Source organism: Methylococcus mesophilus (assembly GCF_026247885.1).
GTDB classification, from domain to species: Bacteria; Pseudomonadota; Gammaproteobacteria; order Methylococcales; family Methylococcaceae; genus Methylococcus; species Methylococcus mesophilus.
Map to the genome: position 1 here is coordinate 1238536 of NZ_CP110921.1, position 16005 is coordinate 1254540.

At 64.2% G+C, this 16005-nt stretch carries 19 protein-coding genes; 1 reads left to right on the forward strand and 18 read right to left on the reverse strand.

Annotation, left to right across the window (positions count from 1 at the left end; all coding sequences use genetic code 11):
* Positions 1–17 precede the first annotated feature (17 nt).
* From OOT43_RS05565 to OOT43_RS05640, 16 genes are all read right to left on the reverse strand, one after another.
* Entirely contained in the window at positions 18–1952 is a 1935-nt protein-coding gene (locus tag OOT43_RS05565; RefSeq protein ID WP_266023809.1) for an ATP-dependent DNA helicase, read from the reverse strand.
* Between the two features lies 1 nt (position 1953).
* Positions 1954–2259 (reverse strand): tetratricopeptide repeat protein, encoded by a 306-nt coding sequence (locus OOT43_RS05570; RefSeq protein ID WP_266023810.1) that lies wholly within the window; start codon positions 2257–2259, stop codon positions 1954–1956.
* 275 nt (positions 2260–2534) lie between these two features.
* Positions 2535–3380 carry a TatD family hydrolase gene (locus OOT43_RS05575; RefSeq protein WP_266023811.1) on the reverse strand — a complete coding sequence of 282 codons (846 nt, stop codon included), beginning with the start codon at positions 3378–3380 and terminating at the stop codon, positions 2535–2537.
* Positions 3349–3705, reverse strand: coding sequence for a PilZ domain-containing protein (locus tag OOT43_RS05580; RefSeq protein ID WP_266023812.1), 357 nt, complete (start codon positions 3703–3705; stop codon positions 3349–3351). The genes OOT43_RS05575 and OOT43_RS05580 overlap by 32 nt, the downstream gene beginning before the upstream one ends.
* Positions 3702–4706, reverse strand: a complete 1005-nt coding sequence (locus tag OOT43_RS05585; RefSeq protein WP_266023813.1) for a DNA polymerase III subunit delta' — start codon at positions 4704–4706, stop codon at positions 3702–3704. Before OOT43_RS05585 ends, OOT43_RS05580 begins: the two co-directional genes overlap by 4 nt.
* Complete coding sequence (gene tmk / locus OOT43_RS05590; protein WP_266023814.1) at positions 4699–5325, reverse strand: dTMP kinase; 627 nt, start codon at positions 5323–5325, stop codon at positions 4699–4701. The genes OOT43_RS05585 and tmk overlap by 8 nt, the downstream gene beginning before the upstream one ends.
* Positions 5322–6326 (reverse strand): endolytic transglycosylase MltG, encoded by a 1005-nt coding sequence (gene mltG / locus OOT43_RS05595; RefSeq protein ID WP_266023815.1) that lies wholly within the window; start codon positions 6324–6326, stop codon positions 5322–5324. The genes tmk and mltG overlap by 4 nt, the downstream gene beginning before the upstream one ends.
* Positions 6323–7141: an aminodeoxychorismate lyase gene (pabC, locus tag OOT43_RS05600; protein WP_266023816.1), complete on the reverse strand. Its 819-nt coding sequence runs from the start codon at positions 7139–7141 to the stop codon at positions 6323–6325. The genes mltG and pabC overlap by 4 nt, the downstream gene beginning before the upstream one ends.
* 71 nt (positions 7142–7212) lie before the next feature.
* Complete coding sequence (gene fabF, locus OOT43_RS05605) at positions 7213–8454, reverse strand: beta-ketoacyl-ACP synthase II (RefSeq protein WP_266023817.1); 1242 nt, start codon at positions 8452–8454, stop codon at positions 7213–7215.
* 78 nt (positions 8455–8532) lie between these two features.
* A complete protein-coding gene (acpP, locus tag OOT43_RS05610) occupies positions 8533–8763 on the reverse strand; it encodes an acyl carrier protein (protein WP_266023818.1) in 231 nt (76 codons plus the stop codon).
* A gap of 94 nt (positions 8764–8857) precedes the next feature.
* Positions 8858–9595, reverse strand: a complete 738-nt coding sequence (gene fabG, locus OOT43_RS05615; RefSeq protein WP_266023820.1) for a 3-oxoacyl-ACP reductase FabG — start codon at positions 9593–9595, stop codon at positions 8858–8860.
* Positions 9592–10548, reverse strand: coding sequence for an ACP S-malonyltransferase (gene fabD / locus OOT43_RS05620; RefSeq protein WP_266023821.1), 957 nt, complete (start codon positions 10546–10548; stop codon positions 9592–9594). The genes fabG and fabD overlap by 4 nt, the downstream gene beginning before the upstream one ends.
* A 12-nt stretch (positions 10549–10560) precedes the next feature.
* Complete coding sequence (locus OOT43_RS05625; protein ID WP_266023822.1) at positions 10561–11526, reverse strand: beta-ketoacyl-ACP synthase III; 966 nt, start codon at positions 11524–11526, stop codon at positions 10561–10563.
* Positions 11523–12542, reverse strand: a complete 1020-nt coding sequence (gene plsX / locus OOT43_RS05630) for a phosphate acyltransferase PlsX (protein WP_266023824.1) — start codon at positions 12540–12542, stop codon at positions 11523–11525. The genes OOT43_RS05625 and plsX overlap by 4 nt, the downstream gene beginning before the upstream one ends.
* A 76-nt stretch (positions 12543–12618) precedes the next feature.
* Positions 12619–12813 (reverse strand): 50S ribosomal protein L32, encoded by a 195-nt coding sequence (gene rpmF / locus OOT43_RS05635; protein ID WP_266023825.1) that lies wholly within the window; start codon positions 12811–12813, stop codon positions 12619–12621.
* Between the two features lie 9 nt (positions 12814–12822).
* Positions 12823–13338, reverse strand: coding sequence for a YceD family protein (locus OOT43_RS05640; RefSeq protein ID WP_266023827.1), 516 nt, complete (start codon positions 13336–13338; stop codon positions 12823–12825).
* Positions 13339–13393: 55 nt separating this feature from the next.
* Here OOT43_RS05640 and OOT43_RS05645 point away from each other — a divergent pair, with 55 nt between their 5' ends.
* Positions 13394–13993, forward strand: coding sequence for a Maf family protein (locus OOT43_RS05645; protein ID WP_266023828.1), 600 nt, complete (start codon positions 13394–13396; stop codon positions 13991–13993).
* Between the two features lie 21 nt (positions 13994–14014).
* Here OOT43_RS05645 and OOT43_RS05650 read toward each other — a convergent pair whose 3' ends face one another.
* Entirely contained in the window at positions 14015–14638 is a 624-nt protein-coding gene (locus OOT43_RS05650) for a lytic transglycosylase domain-containing protein (RefSeq protein ID WP_266023830.1), read from the reverse strand.
* A 69-nt stretch (positions 14639–14707) separates the two neighbouring features.
* Positions 14708–15910: a formate-dependent phosphoribosylglycinamide formyltransferase gene (gene purT / locus OOT43_RS05655; RefSeq protein WP_266023832.1), complete on the reverse strand. Its 1203-nt coding sequence runs from the start codon at positions 15908–15910 to the stop codon at positions 14708–14710.
* Positions 15911–16005: the final 95 nt, after the last annotated feature.

A 16005-nucleotide genomic window follows, 5' to 3' on the forward strand; every position in this document is an offset into this window, starting at 1 on the left:
GACGGAGACGGGAAAACTCAGGGGGAAACCTCGGGCTGGGGACCGGCGAAAAAGGCTCGCACCGCATTTGACTCGCGGGTGATGCGCATCGGCGGCAGGCTGTCCAAAAACACCCGGCCGTAACTCTTGGAGGTGAGCCGCGGATCGGCCAGCACCAGCACGCCGCGGTCGTCCACGTCCCGGATCAGCCGGCCCGCGCCCTGCTTGAGGGTGATCACGGCAGCCGGCAGTTGGAACGCTGCAAAGGGGCTGTGGCCGCGCTTGCGGATGGCTTCCAGCCGGGCGCTGATGACGGGGTCGCCGGGTGATGCGAACGGCAGCTTGTCGATCACCACGCAGGACAGCGCCTCGCCGCGAACGTCCACCCCTTCCCAGAAGCTGGCAGTCCCGAGCAGCAGGCCGTTGCCCGAGGCGCGGAAGGCCTCCAGCAACCGGGCCTTGGGCTGGGTGCCCTGGACGAACAGCGGAAACTCGATCTTGCCTTCCAGGATGGACGCCGCCTCTGCCAAAGCCTGGTGGCTGGTGAACAGCAGGAAGGCGCGGCCCCCGCTCGCCTTCAGCACCGGATACGCTGCCCGCAGCACCGCCCGGGTGTAGTCGCGAGTGCCCGGTTCGGGCAGGCCGGCCGGCAGGTACAGGAGGCTCTGGCGGCGGTAATCGAAAGGGCTTTCCCAGCGCCGGCACTCCGCATCGGCGATGCCGAGCTGGCGCGAGAAATGCTCGAAGCGCCCCGACACGCTCAAGGTCGCCGAGGTGAAGATCCAGGTCGCCTGCCTTGCCTTACGGAAGCGTGCGAATTCGCCGGCGATGTCCAGCGGGGTCCGGCTCAGGGAAAAGCCGCGGCGATGGGTCTCGAACCAGCGCACCGATTCCTCGGTATCCTCGGCCAGGAAGGCCTCCAGCCGCTGGATGAACTCGTCGCAGCGCTTCCAGCAGGATTCCAGCCCCTTGCCCCGCACCGACGCCAGCTTCAACTGGGCGGCCAGGGCCAGCAGGCTTTCTTCCATGCGCCTGAGCCCGGTGTTAACGGCCTCATGACCGGCCACGCTGTGCCAGGCATCGCGCCGCAATTCCTCGCCCAGCGCGGCGCGCATCGCCGCCAGCTCGTTTTTGAGCAGGGTCGCGGAGTCTGCCAGCCCGCCCATGTCCGGCGCATCCTTGGCCCGTTCGATCAGGGTGTCGTCCGCCAGCTCGCCGAGCTGTCGCGTGCTCAGGCTGATCCCTAAGAATTGCGTCGCGGTTTCGGCGAACTGGTGGGCCTCGTCGACGATGATGACGTCGGCCTCCGGCAACAGTTCGCCGAAGCCGTCGGTCTTGACCGCCCAGTCGGCCCACAGCAGGTGGTGGTTAATGACGGTGATCTGCGCCTCTTGCGCCGCCTTTCTGGCCTGCACCACGTGGCAGTCTTCGTAAGCCCCGCAATCCTGGCCCAGGCAGTTCTCGGCGGTGGAGGTTACCGAGCGCCACAGGAGCGAGGCTTCCGGCACATCGCTGACCTCGGCGACGTCGCCGCTGCGGGTTGTCTTCGCCCAGCGACGGATGCGCTCCAGTTGATCGGCCTCCTCGGCGCTGAAGCCGGCGCGAAAACCGAAATCGACGACGTTTTCCAGCCGATAGGGACAAAGATAGTTCGACCGCCCTTTCAGCAAGGCGGTCCGGACCGGTACCGCCAGCGCCTGCCGCAGCAGGGGCAGGTCCTTCTGAAACAGCTGGTCCTGCAGGTTGCGGGTGCCGGTGGAGACCAGCACGCGCTTGCCGCTCAGCAGGGCCGGCACAAGATAGGCGAAGGTCTTGCCGGTGCCGGTTCCGGCCTCGGCGATCAGGCAACGGCCGTCGCGGATGGCCTGCTCTACCGCCCGCGCCATGCCGGTCTGGGCTTCACGCGGCCGGAAGCCCGTGAGTGAGCGCGCCAGCGGGCCATCCTCCGCGAAGGCATCGTCGACGCTGCTCACCCTATTTTTCCGCGGCGCCCGCGAGTTGGCCCGCTTCTTCGATCAGCGCTTGGCTTTTCTGGACCAGATCCGGATTGCCTTTGGCCAGCACCTTGGATTTGCGCGCCAGATCGAGCGCGAGGCGCGGTTGCTGCTGCGCCATGCGGACCGTCGCCAGGCGGTACCACAACTCGGGATTGCGCGGCTGCATGCGGATGGCCCGCTCCAGGGTGGCAGCAGCGTTGTCGAGCTGGCCGGAGGCCTGCGCCTTGTCGGCGTCGGACATCAGCGCGGCCACCGCGGGCGTCGGTGCCGGCTGCTTCTTCACACCTCCCGAGGTTCCCGGAGCCGACCTGGCGGGCGGAGCCGCCGGTTTCGCCTTGGGGCTGGGCGCCGGTGTTGCCGTGGGCGCCGGACGAACGCCAGGGGCAGGCGGACCGACCGCCTTCCGTTGGGCGCATCCCACTGAAACGGCCAGACAGAGCACCACCGCCACCCATCGGCAGGGCAGCGTATTGAAACGCCGGGATTTAGCGTACGAATTCATCGAAAAACCGGGGGTAGGAAAAGCCCAACGGGGCAAGCAATATCTATTCCGTAACCTTAGTCGTTTTCGAACAGCGCGTAATAGTTCCGCGTCGTCCGGTCCGCCACCTCGGCCAGCGAAACGCCCCGAAGTTCGGCAATCATGCCGGCTACATGACGAACATGTTGCGGATAGTTCGGTTTGCCCCGCAGCGGCACCGGTGCCAGATAGGGCGAATCGGTCTCGATCAGATAGCGCTCGTCCGGCACTCGGCGGGCGACGTCCTGAATGGTTTCGGCAGTGCGGAACGTGACGATGCCGGAAAAGGATATCGAGAAATTCAGATCGAGCGCGCGGCGCGCCGTGTCCCAGTCCTCGGTGAAGCAATGAAACACGCCGCCCGCCTCGCCCGCCCCTTCTTCCTCGAGGATGCGCAGGGTGTCGGCGCGGGAATCGCGGGTGTGTACGATCAGCGGCTTGCCGGCGAGCTTCGCGGCGCGGATGTGGGTGCGGAAACGCTCGTGCTGCCAAGCGAGGTCCCCCTCGCTGCGGAAATAATCCAGGCCGGTTTCGCCGATGGCGACGACGCGCTCGTCGCCCGCCAGCTCGGCCAAGCGTTCGGCGCTCGGCTCCTCGGTATCGGTTTCGTTGGGATGCACGCCGACGGAGACGGAGACGTTGGGATACGGCTCGATGAGCAGGCGCATGGCGGGATAATCTTCCAGATTGATCGATACGCACAGCATGCGGTCGACGCCTTGGGCGCCGGCCTCCGCCATGAAACGCGAAAAATTGCCGCCGAACGGTTTCAGGTCGAGCCGGTCGAGGTGGGCATGGGAGTCGATGAACATCGGATTGGGCGCAGTGAGTAGCGGGTTCTGCCCGCAAAGCTTACATGGTATGGGTCGGCTGGTCCGATTCAAGGTGGCCGGAGAGATAACTCTCGATCAGGGCCTTGGTGACGCCGGCGTCCTCTTCGTTGAATTGCACGCCCACGCCAGCCGACCGGAAGCCGGCGGCACCCTTCGGGGTAATCCAGACGACCCGTCCCGAAATCGGGATCCGCTCCGGCTCGTCCATCAGTTGCAGCAGCATGAAGACCTCATCCCCCAGGCCGTAACTGCGAGTCGTCGGAATGAACAGCCCGCCGTTCCTGATGGTCGGCATGTACGCGGCGTAAAGCGCATTTTTGTCCTTGATGGTCAGCGCCAGGATGCCCTGGCGGGCGCCCGCCTGCTCTTCGCTCAACGCCGTTCTCCCCCGGGTCTCAGCCGGCTCCAGTTTATCAGGATATCTTCCATGATCAGCTGTCGGTTGGCCTGGCCTTCCAGATTGCGGCGGGCGGCATCGACGTCGTCAAGCCGGGCGAACAGGGTGCGGAGATCCAGGCCGGCCGCCGCTTTCCGCAACCCCTGCTCCAGGTCGGCATTGGCCAGGCGCAACGCTGCCGGGGTCTCAGCGCTGCCGATACGAATGAGGTCCGCAATCCAGCCGCGCAACCATGTCGTGACGGTCTCGCCGTCCTCCTTGGCCCACTGCTCGGCGACGGCAAGCGGATCGGTCTCGTCCCTCAGCACGGCCAGCCAGTCATCGAAGAGCTTCCTTCTGCGCTGGGCCAGATCGCCCCCGCACAGTTCGACCGCTCGGACCGGCGCGCCGTCGGCCATCGCCAGCAAAGCTTCGGCCTCCTCCCCGAACCCCTGTCCACGCAGCCAATGCAGCGCTTCTTCCCGCTCCGGCAGCCTGACGTCCAGCCGCTGGCAGCGGCTCAGGACCGTCGCCGGCAATTGCGCGGGCCGCTCGCTGATGAGGATGAACAGAGTCTGCGGGTCGGGCTCCTCCAGAGTCTTGAGCAAACTGTTCGCGGCCGCCGTGTTCATGGCATGCGCCGGACGGATCACCACGACCCGGGAAGCACCGTACTGCGGCTTGAGCGAAAGCCTGTCGATCAGGCGGCGGACCAGATCGACGGTGATGCGTTTGCCGGCTTCCTCGGGTTCGACACGAAGATAGTCCGGATGGTTGCCCGCCGCCGCCAGGCGACAGGCGGGACAGGCACCGCACGCCCCTTCGGCCGACGGGCTGGCGCACAGCAGACGGCGGGCGAAATCGTCGGCCAGCGCTCCTTTCCCTACGCCCGCGGCGCCCGAAATCAACAAGCCTTGCGGCAACCGGCCGGCGGCCAGATACGCCGCGAGCCGGCGGCGGGCCGGCTCCAGCCAAGGATAGCAACCGACCGGATCAGACACGACCGGACAACAGCAAATCCAATTGCGAAGCGATCGCTGCCTGCACCACGGCCAGTGGCCGGGCGGCGTCGATCACCCGTATCCGACCGGGCTCGGCCTGCGCCAGCGCCAGATAGCCCTCCCGCACCCGCGCGAAAAAAGCGATATCTTCCCTTTCCAGCCGGTCCGGGCCGCTGCGCTGGCGCGCGCGCGTCAAGCCGGTGTCCACCGGCGCGTCCAGCAGCAGGGTCAGATCGGGCCGCAGCCCGGCCTGAATCCAGTCCCGCAGGAAATCTATGACCGACCGGTCGATACCGCGCCCCGCGCCCTGATAGGCATAGCTGGCATCGGTGAAACGGTCGCAGACCACCCAGGCGCCGCGCTGCAAGGCGGGCTCGACCACTTCCCGAAGATGGTGGACCCGGGCCGCGAACAATAGCAGCAATTCGGCTTCCGGCCTCACCTCAGCATGATGCAGGAAAATTTCCCGCACCGCCTCACCGAAGACCGTGCCCCCCGGCTCCCGGGTCGCGACCACCTCCAGCCCTCGATCGCGCAGCCGGCTCACGATGAAATCGAGATTGGTGGTCTTGCCGACGCCCTCGCCGCCTTCCAGCGTAATGAATTTGCCTGGTGTCATGGCTGCCGGGCCTTCTGGTACAGGTCCACCGCCTGCCGGTGTTCGTCCCAAGTCCGCGAGAATTGGTGGCCGCCATCTCCGCGTGCGACGTAATACAGGCTGTCGCCCGGCGCAGGATTCAGCGCAGCCCGCAGCGAAGCCAGCCCCGGCGCGGCGATCGGCGCCGGCGGCAGGCCGCGGTGAAGATAGGTGTTGTAGGGCGTGTCCGCCTTGAGGTCCTCGCGCCGCAGATTGCCATCGTAGCGTTCGCCCAGGCCGTAGATCACGGTCGGATCGACCTGCAGCGGCATGCCGGTGCGCAGTCGCCTGACCAGCACGCCCGCCACTTCGCTCCTTTCTTCCGGCCGGGCGGTCTCTTTTTCTACGATGGAGGCCATGATCAAAGCATCGTCCAGCGTCCGGTAGGGAAGCGCCGGCGCCCGCCGCGCCCATTCCGCAGCCAGCACCGCCGTCATGCGGTCGTAGGCTCGCTTCAGAATTTCGACGTCCGGCGTGCCCTTGGTGAAAAAGTAGGTATCGGGGAAAAACCGCCCTTCCGGATCCAACTCGGGCCTCGCCAGCGTCCGCATCAGCATGGCGGCATCGCTTTCCGAACCGATGCGGTGCTCGAGCGCCGGTTGGGCCCGCAGCGCCGCCAGCATCTGACGGAAGGTCCAGCCTTCGACCAGGGTCACGGCATGCTGACGGACCTTGCCGGAAGCGAACAGCGCCAGCAGCCTGCGCCGGTCGACGCCCGGAGGAATCTCGTATTCCCCAGACTTCAGCTTGCGCGCTTGGCCTTCCTCCCAGGCCAGCAGCACGAACCACCAGGGCTCGTCGATCACGCCTGCCTCCCTCAGTGAGAAGGCGACATCCTTCAGGCCCTGCCCCCGCCCGATCTCGAACACCACCGGCTCCGCGTTGGCCACCGGCCGATCGGCCGACTCGGTAAAATCCTTCACCGCCACGACGGCAACGAACACCGCTGCGGCAACCAGCGACAGGACCAGGGGGCGCCTCATCCGGCCAGAACCTCACTCCGCTGATAGTCTTCCAAGCACACGCTCAGCACCCTTGTCACCTCGCCCACCGGATAACTCCTCGCCGCCACTCGTGCCACCGGCCAGATGCCGATGACGCAGTTGGTCAGGAAAACTTCATCGGCGGACGCCAGTTCTTCCGGCCGGACGCGCCTTTCATGCACCGCGATCCCCTGGGACCGGGCGATCTCCAGGACCAGGCGCCGCATCACGCCACTCACGCCGCAGCGGTCGATCAGAGGAGTTTCGAGCTGCCCGGCATTCACCATAAATAAGTTGCTCATGGTGCCCTCCACGAGGAAGCCCTCGGTGTCGCACATCAAACCTTCCTGGAACTCATCGGCCCACTCCCCCCGCCCGAGCACCTGCTCCAAACGATTCGTATGTTTGATCCCGGCCAGCGCCGTATTGATGCCGAGCGGCGTACTGCAGCGGGTCACGCTCACGCCGGACCGGTAATACGCCTGTGGAAATCCAGGGACGGAATGGAGCGAAACCACGCGCGTCGGTTCGCCGTCCGTCACTGGGCGGTAGCCGCGCCCGCCGATGCCGCGGGTGATCTGTATCTTCACGACCCCCTCGGCCGCTTCCGGGCCGAGCAGCCGCAGGTCGACGAGAACCGACTCATCCCCTGGATAAGAGATGCCGAGCCGGGAGCAGGCATCGGCAAGACGGTCGAGATGCCGGGACAGCAGGAGCGGCTGTCCGCCGCTCACGCGGAGGGTAGTGAATACGCCGTCGCCATATTGAAACCCCCGGTCGCGCACGTCGACAAACTCGGAGGGACGACCGTTCACCAGGACTCTCATAGATACGGAATCCGGCAGAAGTGGAGCGAGGCGCAGAAGCCGGGGAGGGCTCTCCGCGCCTAAGCGAATTTCTTGAAGATCAGCGTCGCGTTGGTACCGCCGAAACCGAAGGAATTGGACATGACCACTTCGAGATCCTTTTCCCTGGCCGTGTGGGGCACATAGTCCAGGTCGCACTCCGGATCGGGCGTATCCAGATTGATGGTCGGCGGCACCACGCCGTCCCGGATTGCCAGCACGGAGAAGATCGCCTCGATCCCGCCCGCCGCGCCGAGCAAATGCCCGGTCATGGACTTGGTTGAACTGATCGCGGTGGTATAGGCATGCGGGCCCAGCACCGCCTTCATGGCGCGGGTTTCGGCGAGGTCGCCGGCCGGCGTCGAGGTGCCGTGAGCATTGATGTAATCAATGTCTTCCGGATTGACGCCGGCATCGCGCATCGCGTGCATCATGCAGCGCGCGGCGCCTTCGCCGTCTTCCGGCGGCTGGGTCATGTGATGAGCATCGCCCGACATGCCGAAGCCGATCACCTCCGCATAGATGCGGGCACCGCGCTTCCTGGCGTGTTCCAGTTCCTCCAGCACCACCACGCCGGCGCCGTCACCCAGCACGAAACCATCGCGATCCTTGTCCCAGGGCCGGCTCGCCCGCAGCGGGTCATCGTTGCGGCGCGACAGGGCACGGGCCGAAATAAAACCGCCCAGCGCTGTCGGGGAACTCGCCATTTCGGCGCCGCCGGCCACCATCACGTCGGCATCGCCATACTGGATCACCCTGGCCGCACTGCCGATGCTGTGGGTCGCCGTAGCGCAAGCGGTCACGATCGCGTAATTCGGCCCTTGCATACCGTACTTGATCGACAGATTGCCGGAAATCATGTTGATGATGTTGGCCGGCACGAAGAACGGGGATATCTTGCGGGGTCCGCCCTTGAGAAAAACACCGTAGCCGTGCTCGATGCCGGTGATCCCGCCGATGCCGGAGCCGACGCAGACGCCGATCCGGTCGGCATTGGCCTCGGTGACCTCGAGGCCTGAGTCTTCGAACGCCTGGCTGCCCGCGGCCATGCCGTAATGGATGAAGGTATCCATCTTCTTGGCTTCTTTTTCGGGCAGATACTGGGTGACATCGAAGTTGCGCACGCTACCGCCGAAACGGGTAGCGAAGTCGGACACATCGAAATGCTCGATCGGGCCGATTCCGCTGCGGCCGTTCAGGATGCTATCCCAGCTTTCGGGTACATTGAGGCCCACCGGACAGACCATTCCCAGTCCGGTGATGACGACGCGACGCTTGCTCACGCTGACACCTGGAGGTAAACGAAAGAAAACCCCACCGGATGACGATGTCCCGTGGGGCTGATAGAACGGTGAAGCCGATCAGGTGTGGGTCTGGATGTAATCGATCGCCTGCTGAACCGTGGTGATCTTTTCGGCGTCCTCGTCAGGAATTTCGCACTCGAATTCTTCTTCGAGAGCCATTACCAGCTCGACCGTGTCCAGAGAATCGGCGCCCAGATCGTCCACAAAGGAAGCCTCGTTCGAGATTTCGTCCTTCACGCCCAACTGTTCGGCGACGATCTTCTTTACACGTTCTGCTATATCACTCATCGTTTTTTGTCCTCAGTGTTATTCAAGTTTAGAGGTGCGGAGATTTTAGTGTGAATTCCCGCGAACACAAGCAATTTCTGGCAATAAAAGCCGCTTACGGCATGAACATGCCGCCATTGACATGCAGGGTTTCGCCGGTGATGTAGGCCGCATCGTCGGAGCATAGAAAGGCCACAGCCCCGGCGATTTCCTCGGCCTGGCCCAGCCGCCCCAGCGGGATAGAGGCCAGCAGGGTCGTCTTGTGCGCATCAGGCAAGGCACGGGTCATATCGGTATCGATGAAGCCCGGCGCGACCGAGTTCACGGTGATGCCGCGCGACCCAATCTCCTTCGCCAGAGACTTGGTGAAACCGATGATGCCGGCCTTGGCCGCCGCGTAGTTGGTCTGCCCGGCGTTGCCGGTCAACCCCACCACAGAGGTGATGTTGACGATGCGGCCGGTGCGCGCCTTCATCATGCCCTTGAGGCACGCCTTGCTCATGCGGTAGACCGAGGACAGGTTGGTGTCGATGATCGCATCCCAGTCTTCGTCCTTCATGCGCATCAACAGCCCGTCGCGGGTGATGCCGGCGTTGTTGACCAGGATCGTCGGCACGCCGAATTCCTCGCTGACGGCGGCCACGAGCGCCTCGACCGATTCGGGATCGCTCACGTCAAGCACCCGCCCGCAGCCGCTCAGGCCGGCATCGCTCAGGGCTGCACCGATCGCCGCAGCGCCCCCCGCCGAAGTTGCGGTGCCGACGACGGTATGGCCGGCCCGCGCCAAACGGTGGGCAATGGCCTGTCCGATACCCCGGCTGGCCCCTGTGACAATTGCTATCTGGTCCGTCATCGAATCGACTCCAAGGCTTTATTCAACGAATCCTGATCCACCACGGCAAGCGTCGCTTCGCCGCTTACGATCCGCTTATTGAGTCCCGCCAGAACCTTGCCAGGCCCGCATTCCACGAAACGCCTCACGCCCTGGTCGCTGAGGAAGCGGATCGTTTCCGACCAGCGCACAGGATGGGAAATCTGCTGAGCCAGCACCGCCCGGATCACCTCGGGAGACGGATGCATGGCGACGTCGACGTTGTGTACCACGCCTATCCGGTCACGGGGAGAATCGAACGGCGTTTCCGACAGCAGGGCTGCGAATTTTTCCGCGGCCGGCGCCATCAGCGCGCAATGCGAGGGGACGCTGACCGGCAGCAGCACCGCCCGTTTCGCCCCCAGCGCCTTGGCCGCCGCGATCGCGCGCTCAACCGCGCTGCTTACGCCGGCGATCACCACCTGGCCCGGCGCATTAAAATTGGCCGGCGTCACCACCGAATCCTGAGCGGAAGCCTCCTTGCAAGCGGCAACGACCTGCGGATCGTCCAGCCCAAGGATAGCGGCCATGGCCCCGTCGCCGGGAGGAACCGCTTCCTGCATCAGCCTGCCGCGCAGGGCCACCAGCTTCACCGCATCGGCGAAGCCGAGCGCACCGGCGGCGACCAGCGCCGAATATTCTCCCAAACTGTGGCCTGCCATCCACGCGGGACGCCGCTCGCTCGCTTCACACCATATCCGCCAGGTCGCGACGCCCGCAGCCAGCATCGCCGGCTGGGTGTTGACAGTCTGGTTGAGTTCTTCTTCTGGCCCCTCCTGAACCAGGCGCCAGAGGTCGAATCCCAGTACTTCCGAGGCCTCGGCAAAGGTCCGTTCGACCACCGGATGCGCTGCGGCAAGGTCCGCCAGCATGCCGACGGACTGGGAGCCCTGCCCCGGAAAAAGGAAAGCGAGGCTGTTGTCGATATTGGGCATTGCAAAACGTATTTAATAGCGCAGAAGAGCAGAACCCCAGGCGAACCCGCCACCAAAGGCTTCCATCAGCACGGTTTGCCCGCGCCTGATGCGGCCGTCGCGAACGGCCTCGTCGAATGCAAGAGGAATTGAGGCGGAGGACGTATTGCCTTGCTCGTCCACCGTAACGACAACGCGCTCCATGGGCAACTGGAGCTTTTTCGCAGTCGCCGCGATGATGCGGATATTGGCCTGGTGGGGCACCAGCCAGTCCACGTCGGATTTCTGGAGGCCATTCTGCTCCAGAGTTTCATCGACGATGCGGCCGAGGGTGTTGACCGCTACCTTGAAAACCTCACTGCCCTGCATCCGGATGGTGCGGCTCTCGTCGCTCCCCTCTCCGTTGCTGGCTGGGTTGGGCAGATACAGCAGATCCTGATAATGACCGTCGGAATGGATATGGGTGCTCATGATGCCGGGCTCGGTGGAAGACTCGAGCACCACGGCCCCGGCGCCGTCGCCGAACAGAATGCAGGTCGAGCGATCCTCCCAATCCACGGAACGGGAATTGACTTCCGTGCCGACCACCAGCACGCGGTTGGCATTGCCGGCGGAAATATACTGATCGGCGATGCTCAGTGCGAATATGAAGCCCGAGCAGGCCGCCTGCACGTCGAATGCCGCACAGCTGCGCACGCCCAGCCGCTGCTGCAGCAAGCACGCCGTACTGGGAAAAACCCGGTCCGGCGAACTCGTCGCGAGGATGATCAGATCGAGATCGTGCGGATCGATGGCGGCCGCTTCCAGCGCCTGCCGGGCAGCGATTTCGGCCATGCTGGATGCCGTTTCGTCAGCGGCCGCAATGTGCCGGCGGCGGATGCCGGTCCGCTCGACGATCCATTCGTCCGAAGTTTCGACCCGCATGGCGAGGTCGTCGTTGGTCACCACCTCACGGGGGAGATAACCGCCGGTGCCCGCAATACGCGAGTAACGGCTCACGCCAGGTTCCTCGCGGCGAAGACATCCGTCACGCGCTCGCCGATGCGGTGCGGAACGGCTTTCTCGACCTCTTTCACCGCGATCGCGACGGCGTTGGCGAAGGAAAATCGGTCCGCGTTTCCGTGGCTCTTGATCACGATGCCGCGCAAGCCCAAAAGGCTGGCGCCGTTGTACTGGCGAGGATCGATCCGGCGCTTGAAGGCATTGAGTACGGGAAGCGCCACCAGGCCGGCGAGCTTAGTCAGCCAACTGCTGGAAAATTCCCGTTTGATGAAATGGGAGATCATTTTCGCCAGGCCTTCGCTACTTTTCAGCGCGACATTTCCGACGAAGCCGTCGGTCACGACGATGTCGACGCTGCCTTTGAAAATGTCATTGCCCTCGACGAAGCCAACGAAATTGACGTGCGCTCCGCTGAGCAGTTCGGCGGCCCGCTTCACCTGTTCGTTCCCCTTGATTTCCTCTTCGCCGATGTTAAGGAGACCGACGGTGGGGTGCTCCCGCTCCTCCACGGCCCGCACCAATTCGTAGCCCATGACGGCGAACTGATAAAGATGCTCCGCAGTACAGTCGACATTCGCGCCGAGATCCAGCACGTGGGTATGCCCTGTCATGGAGGGCACGGCAGCGATGATCGCCGGCCGGTCGATGCCGGGTATGGTCTTCAGGACGAATTTGGCGATCGCCATCAGCGCACCGGTATTCCCCGCGCTTACGCACGCGTCGGCCTCGCCCTGCTTGACCAGATCGATGGCCACCCGCATCGACGAGTCCTTCTTGGTGCGAAGCGCCTTGGATGGCTGGTCGTGCATCTCCACCACCTGAGAAGCATGGTGCACCTTCAGCCGTTCCCCATACCGAGTCTGGGCGTCCTTGAGGTACCCGCGCAGCACGGTCTCGTCGCCAACCAGCACGAGCCGCAGCAGCGGGTGCCGTTGCAGACTGTCCAAAGCCGCTGGTACCACGACCTGAGGTCCGTGGTCGCCACCCATCGCGTCCAAAGCGATGGTCGTCATACCGTCACCGCGCCGCATGCACCGCCATCAAAAGTCAAATAGAGGGTACCGAACCGCAAGACCGGAAGGTCTATGCTTAGTCTTCAGTTTCGTCGCTGCGCTTCGGCTCGACGACCCGGCGGCCACGGTAATAACCGTCCGGGCTCACATGGTGGCGCAGATGGGTTTCGCCGGTATTGGCTTCGACGGACAGAGCACTTGCGCTCAATGCGTCGTGCGACCGCCGCATTCCGCGCTTCGAACGGGTCTTGCGATTTTGTTGAACAGCCATGATGACTCCTTAAGAAGACTTGCTATCGTTGTTTTTCAATTGCGCCAGCACGGCAAACGGGTTTTCCCTTTGCCTGACGACCGGCCGCGGCCCGGAATGCGCCGCCTCCCTGCAGTCCGGGTGCTGCGGTATCGGCGGGATGGCCAGGACCAGTTCGTCCTGAACCAGGTCGGACAGCCGAATCGGCGCTTCGCCGTCGAACAGCAGCGGCTCGTAACAGCCGGACAGGCGATCGGCTTCTTCGAGTGAAGCCACCACGCCCAGCGACACCTGCGACCGCACCGCCCACGGCAGCGGTTCCAGGCAGAGCTGGCATTGCAGCACGAGATCGCCATCCACTCTGCCGGTCACCACCGACCATCGGCCGTCCTTGCCGAAATCCAGCTCGACCCTGATGTTCCCGGCTTTCTCGAACAAGAACTCCTGGATGCGGTCCAACAGCGCCAGCGGCATCTCACCCGCCAGCCGGCGACGCTTGTCCGCGAAATCCAGCGGATCGACGAATTCAGGCAGGCGGGGAGGCATAATCGTGCAATAATACAGGCCAAATCCAACTTCTGTCAAAGCCTGGAACACTGCGATGCAGGCTTCCCCTCCCCAGCTGCAGCCGCTCGTGCTTGCCTCCGGCTCGCGCTACCGCCGCGAATTGCTAAGCAAACTAGGACTGGCTTTTACCTCGGTCTCTCCGGACATCGACGAGTCCGCTTTGCCGGGCGAGGACCCGGCGGATCTTGCCCTGCGGCTGTCGTACCAAAAGGCGCAGGCGCTTGCACCAGCCTATCCCGACCACCTGATCGTCGGTTCGGATCAGGTCGCCGTTCTGGGGGAGCGGCAGCTGGGCAAACCCGGAAACCACGAAAATGCCGTGGCCCAGTTGCAGCAGGCCTCAGGGAAAATCGTGACTTTTCTGACGGGACTCTGCGTGTACGACGCCCGTAGCGGGACCAGCCATGCCGGCCTCGACCGCTGCCGGGTGCATTTCAGACGCCTGGACCGGCGCCGGATCGAGCGCTATGTCGCGATCGACAAACCTTACGACTGCGCCGGCGCTTTCAAGTCGGAAGGATTGGGTATAGCCCTGCTGCAGCGCATCGAGGGCGACGATCCGAATGCCTTGGTCGGCCTGCCCCTCATTCTGCTCACCGAACTGCTGCAGCGCTGCGGCGTAGCCGTCGTTTGAGGAGGCCGATACCGCACGGCGTCAGTTCAGGCGATTGTAGTACTCGATCACCCGGTTCAGGTAGTCCTGGGTCTCGGGGAAAGGCGGAACCCGGTTGCCATATTTGATGATGTTGTTCTCGCCGGCATTGTAGGCTGCGACCGCCAGACTCACATCGTTGAACATGCCGATGAGGTCGCTCAGGTAGCGGGCGCCGCCGTGGACGTTCTCCACCGGATCCGTCCGGTCCCGCACGCCGTAGCGCGCCGCGGTGTCGGGCATCAACTGCATCAGTCCAACCGCTCCCTTGCCTGAGACCGCCTCAGAGTTGTACGCGGACTCGGCCTGGATCATCGCATGCAGCAGCAGCGGGTCGAGATGGTAGCGCTCGGCCACTTCCGCGATCAGCGGCGCCAGCATTTCACGGTTCCGCTCGAGGGAAACCGACACCCGATTGGACAGCGCCACAGCAGGCAGCAGCGGCGGCGAACCCAGTTTACCGGCCACCTTGGTCGTGGCGATCAGCCGGTAGCCGTTGTGCTGAGGCCGGTCGGTGTAATAGACATGGCCTTTCTTGTCGACGAACTTATAGACATCTGCCGAAACCTGCGCCGCCGGCAGGCCTCCCAGCATCAGCGCGATCCAAAGACGTCGTTTTATCCGCATGTTTTTCGGTCTTTTTCTCGAATCAAAACGAGCGCGGTTATACCACCGCATCGTCTGACCAGACAAGTCTCAAACCGGAACCTCCGCTGGCCGTACCGCCGATGCCGCCTGAGCCGCCCTGCTTCGGGCCTCTTCCACCGTAGCCGCCGCCGCCAGAGCGACGCCCATCCGCCGCCGCGGAAACGATTCCGGCTTGCCGAAAAGGCGAACCTCGGATTCCGGCACGCTCAGCGCCTGCTCCAGTCCCTCGAATGCGATGCCTTCCGCCGCCATGCCCCCGTAAATCACGGCGCTGGCGCCGGGGCGCCTCAAAGCGGTGTCGATCGGCAATCCCAGAACGGCACGGACGTGCAGTTCGAATTCGTTTTGCACCTGACTGATCATGGTCACCATCCCGGTGTCGTGCGGGCGCGGGCTCACTTCGCTGAACCAAACCTCGTCGCCCCGGACGAACAGCTCAACGCCGAACAGACCTCGCCCTCCCAAAGCATCGACTACCGAGCGCGCAATCGCCTCGGCCCGCTCCCTGGCTTTCTGGCTCATGGGCTGTGGCTGCCAGCTTTCCACATAGTCCCCGGCCTGCTGGCGGTGACCGATCGGTTCGCAGAATGCGATTCCGGCATCGGCTCCCGAACTCGGCGAACGCACCGTCAGCAGGGTGATCTCGAAGTCGAAGTCGATCCTGCCTTCGACGATCACGCGGCAAGCTTTGACCCGCCCACCTTCCCGCGCATGGGCCCAGGCCGCTTCGACATCGGCGGGCCCCTTCAGCATCGACTGGCCTTTGCCGGAGGACGACATGATGGGTTTGACGAAGCAGGGGAAACCGATCTTCGCCACCGCTTCGGCCAAGGCGTCGCAGGAATCGGCGAACGCATAGGGCGATGTCGGCAGGCCCAGTTCTTCCGCCGCCAATCGCCGGATACCTTCACGGTTCATGGTGAGTTGCACGGCGCGGGCATTGGGGACGACCTCCGCCAGCCCCGCCCGCTCAATCTCGGCCAAGGCATCGGTGGCGATCGCTTCGATTTCGGGGACGATGAAATGCGGACGCTCGGACTCGACCAGCCGCCGGATCGCCTCCGGGTCCGTCATATCTACGACGTGGGCGCGGTGGGCAACCTGCTGCGCCGGGGCGCCGGGATAGCGGTCGACGGCGATCACCTCGACACCGTAGCGCTGCAGGGAGATCACCACTTCCTTGCCGAGTTCACCGCTGCCCAGGAGCATTACCCGGACTGCGGAGTGCGAATTTGGGGTTCCGATACGCATATAGAGAAAGCCGAAGGATTGTAGGGAGCAACCGGCGGCGAGAGCAGGCCGGGAGGCAGTGATTTTAATGCCCCCCCGCCTCCAATTGCCAAGCC

Bases quoted from the DNA above. Each gene is read 5' to 3' on its own strand.
- tmk (WP_266023814.1), bottom strand. From the start codon at position 5,325: ATGACACCAGGCAAATTCATTACGCTGGAAGGCGGCGAGGGCGTCGGC.
- mltG (WP_266023815.1), bottom strand. From the start codon at position 6,326: ATGAGGCGCCCCCTGGTCCTGTCGCTGGTTGCCGCAGCGGTGTTCGTT.
- acpP (WP_266023818.1), bottom strand. From the start codon at position 8,763: ATGAGTGATATAGCAGAACGTGTAAAGAAGATCGTCGCCGAACAGTTG.
- fabG (WP_266023820.1), bottom strand. From the start codon at position 9,595: ATGACGGACCAGATAGCAATTGTCACAGGGGCCAGCCGGGGTATCGGA.
- fabD (WP_266023821.1), bottom strand. From the start codon at position 10,548: ATGCCCAATATCGACAACAGCCTCGCTTTCCTTTTTCCGGGGCAGGGC.
- plsX (WP_266023824.1), bottom strand. From the start codon at position 12,542: ATGACGACCATCGCTTTGGACGCGATGGGTGGCGACCACGGACCTCAG.
- rpmF (WP_266023825.1), bottom strand. From the start codon at position 12,813: ATGGCTGTTCAACAAAATCGCAAGACCCGTTCGAAGCGCGGAATGCGG.
- OOT43_RS05640 (WP_266023827.1), bottom strand. From the start codon at position 13,338: ATGCCTCCCCGCCTGCCTGAATTCGTCGATCCGCTGGATTTCGCGGAC.
- OOT43_RS05645 (WP_266023828.1), top strand. From the start codon at position 13,394: ATGCAGGCTTCCCCTCCCCAGCTGCAGCCGCTCGTGCTTGCCTCCGGC.
- OOT43_RS05650 (WP_266023830.1), bottom strand. From the start codon at position 14,638: ATGCGGATAAAACGACGTCTTTGGATCGCGCTGATGCTGGGAGGCCTG.
- purT (WP_266023832.1), bottom strand. From the start codon at position 15,910: ATGCGTATCGGAACCCCAAATTCGCACTCCGCAGTCCGGGTAATGCTC.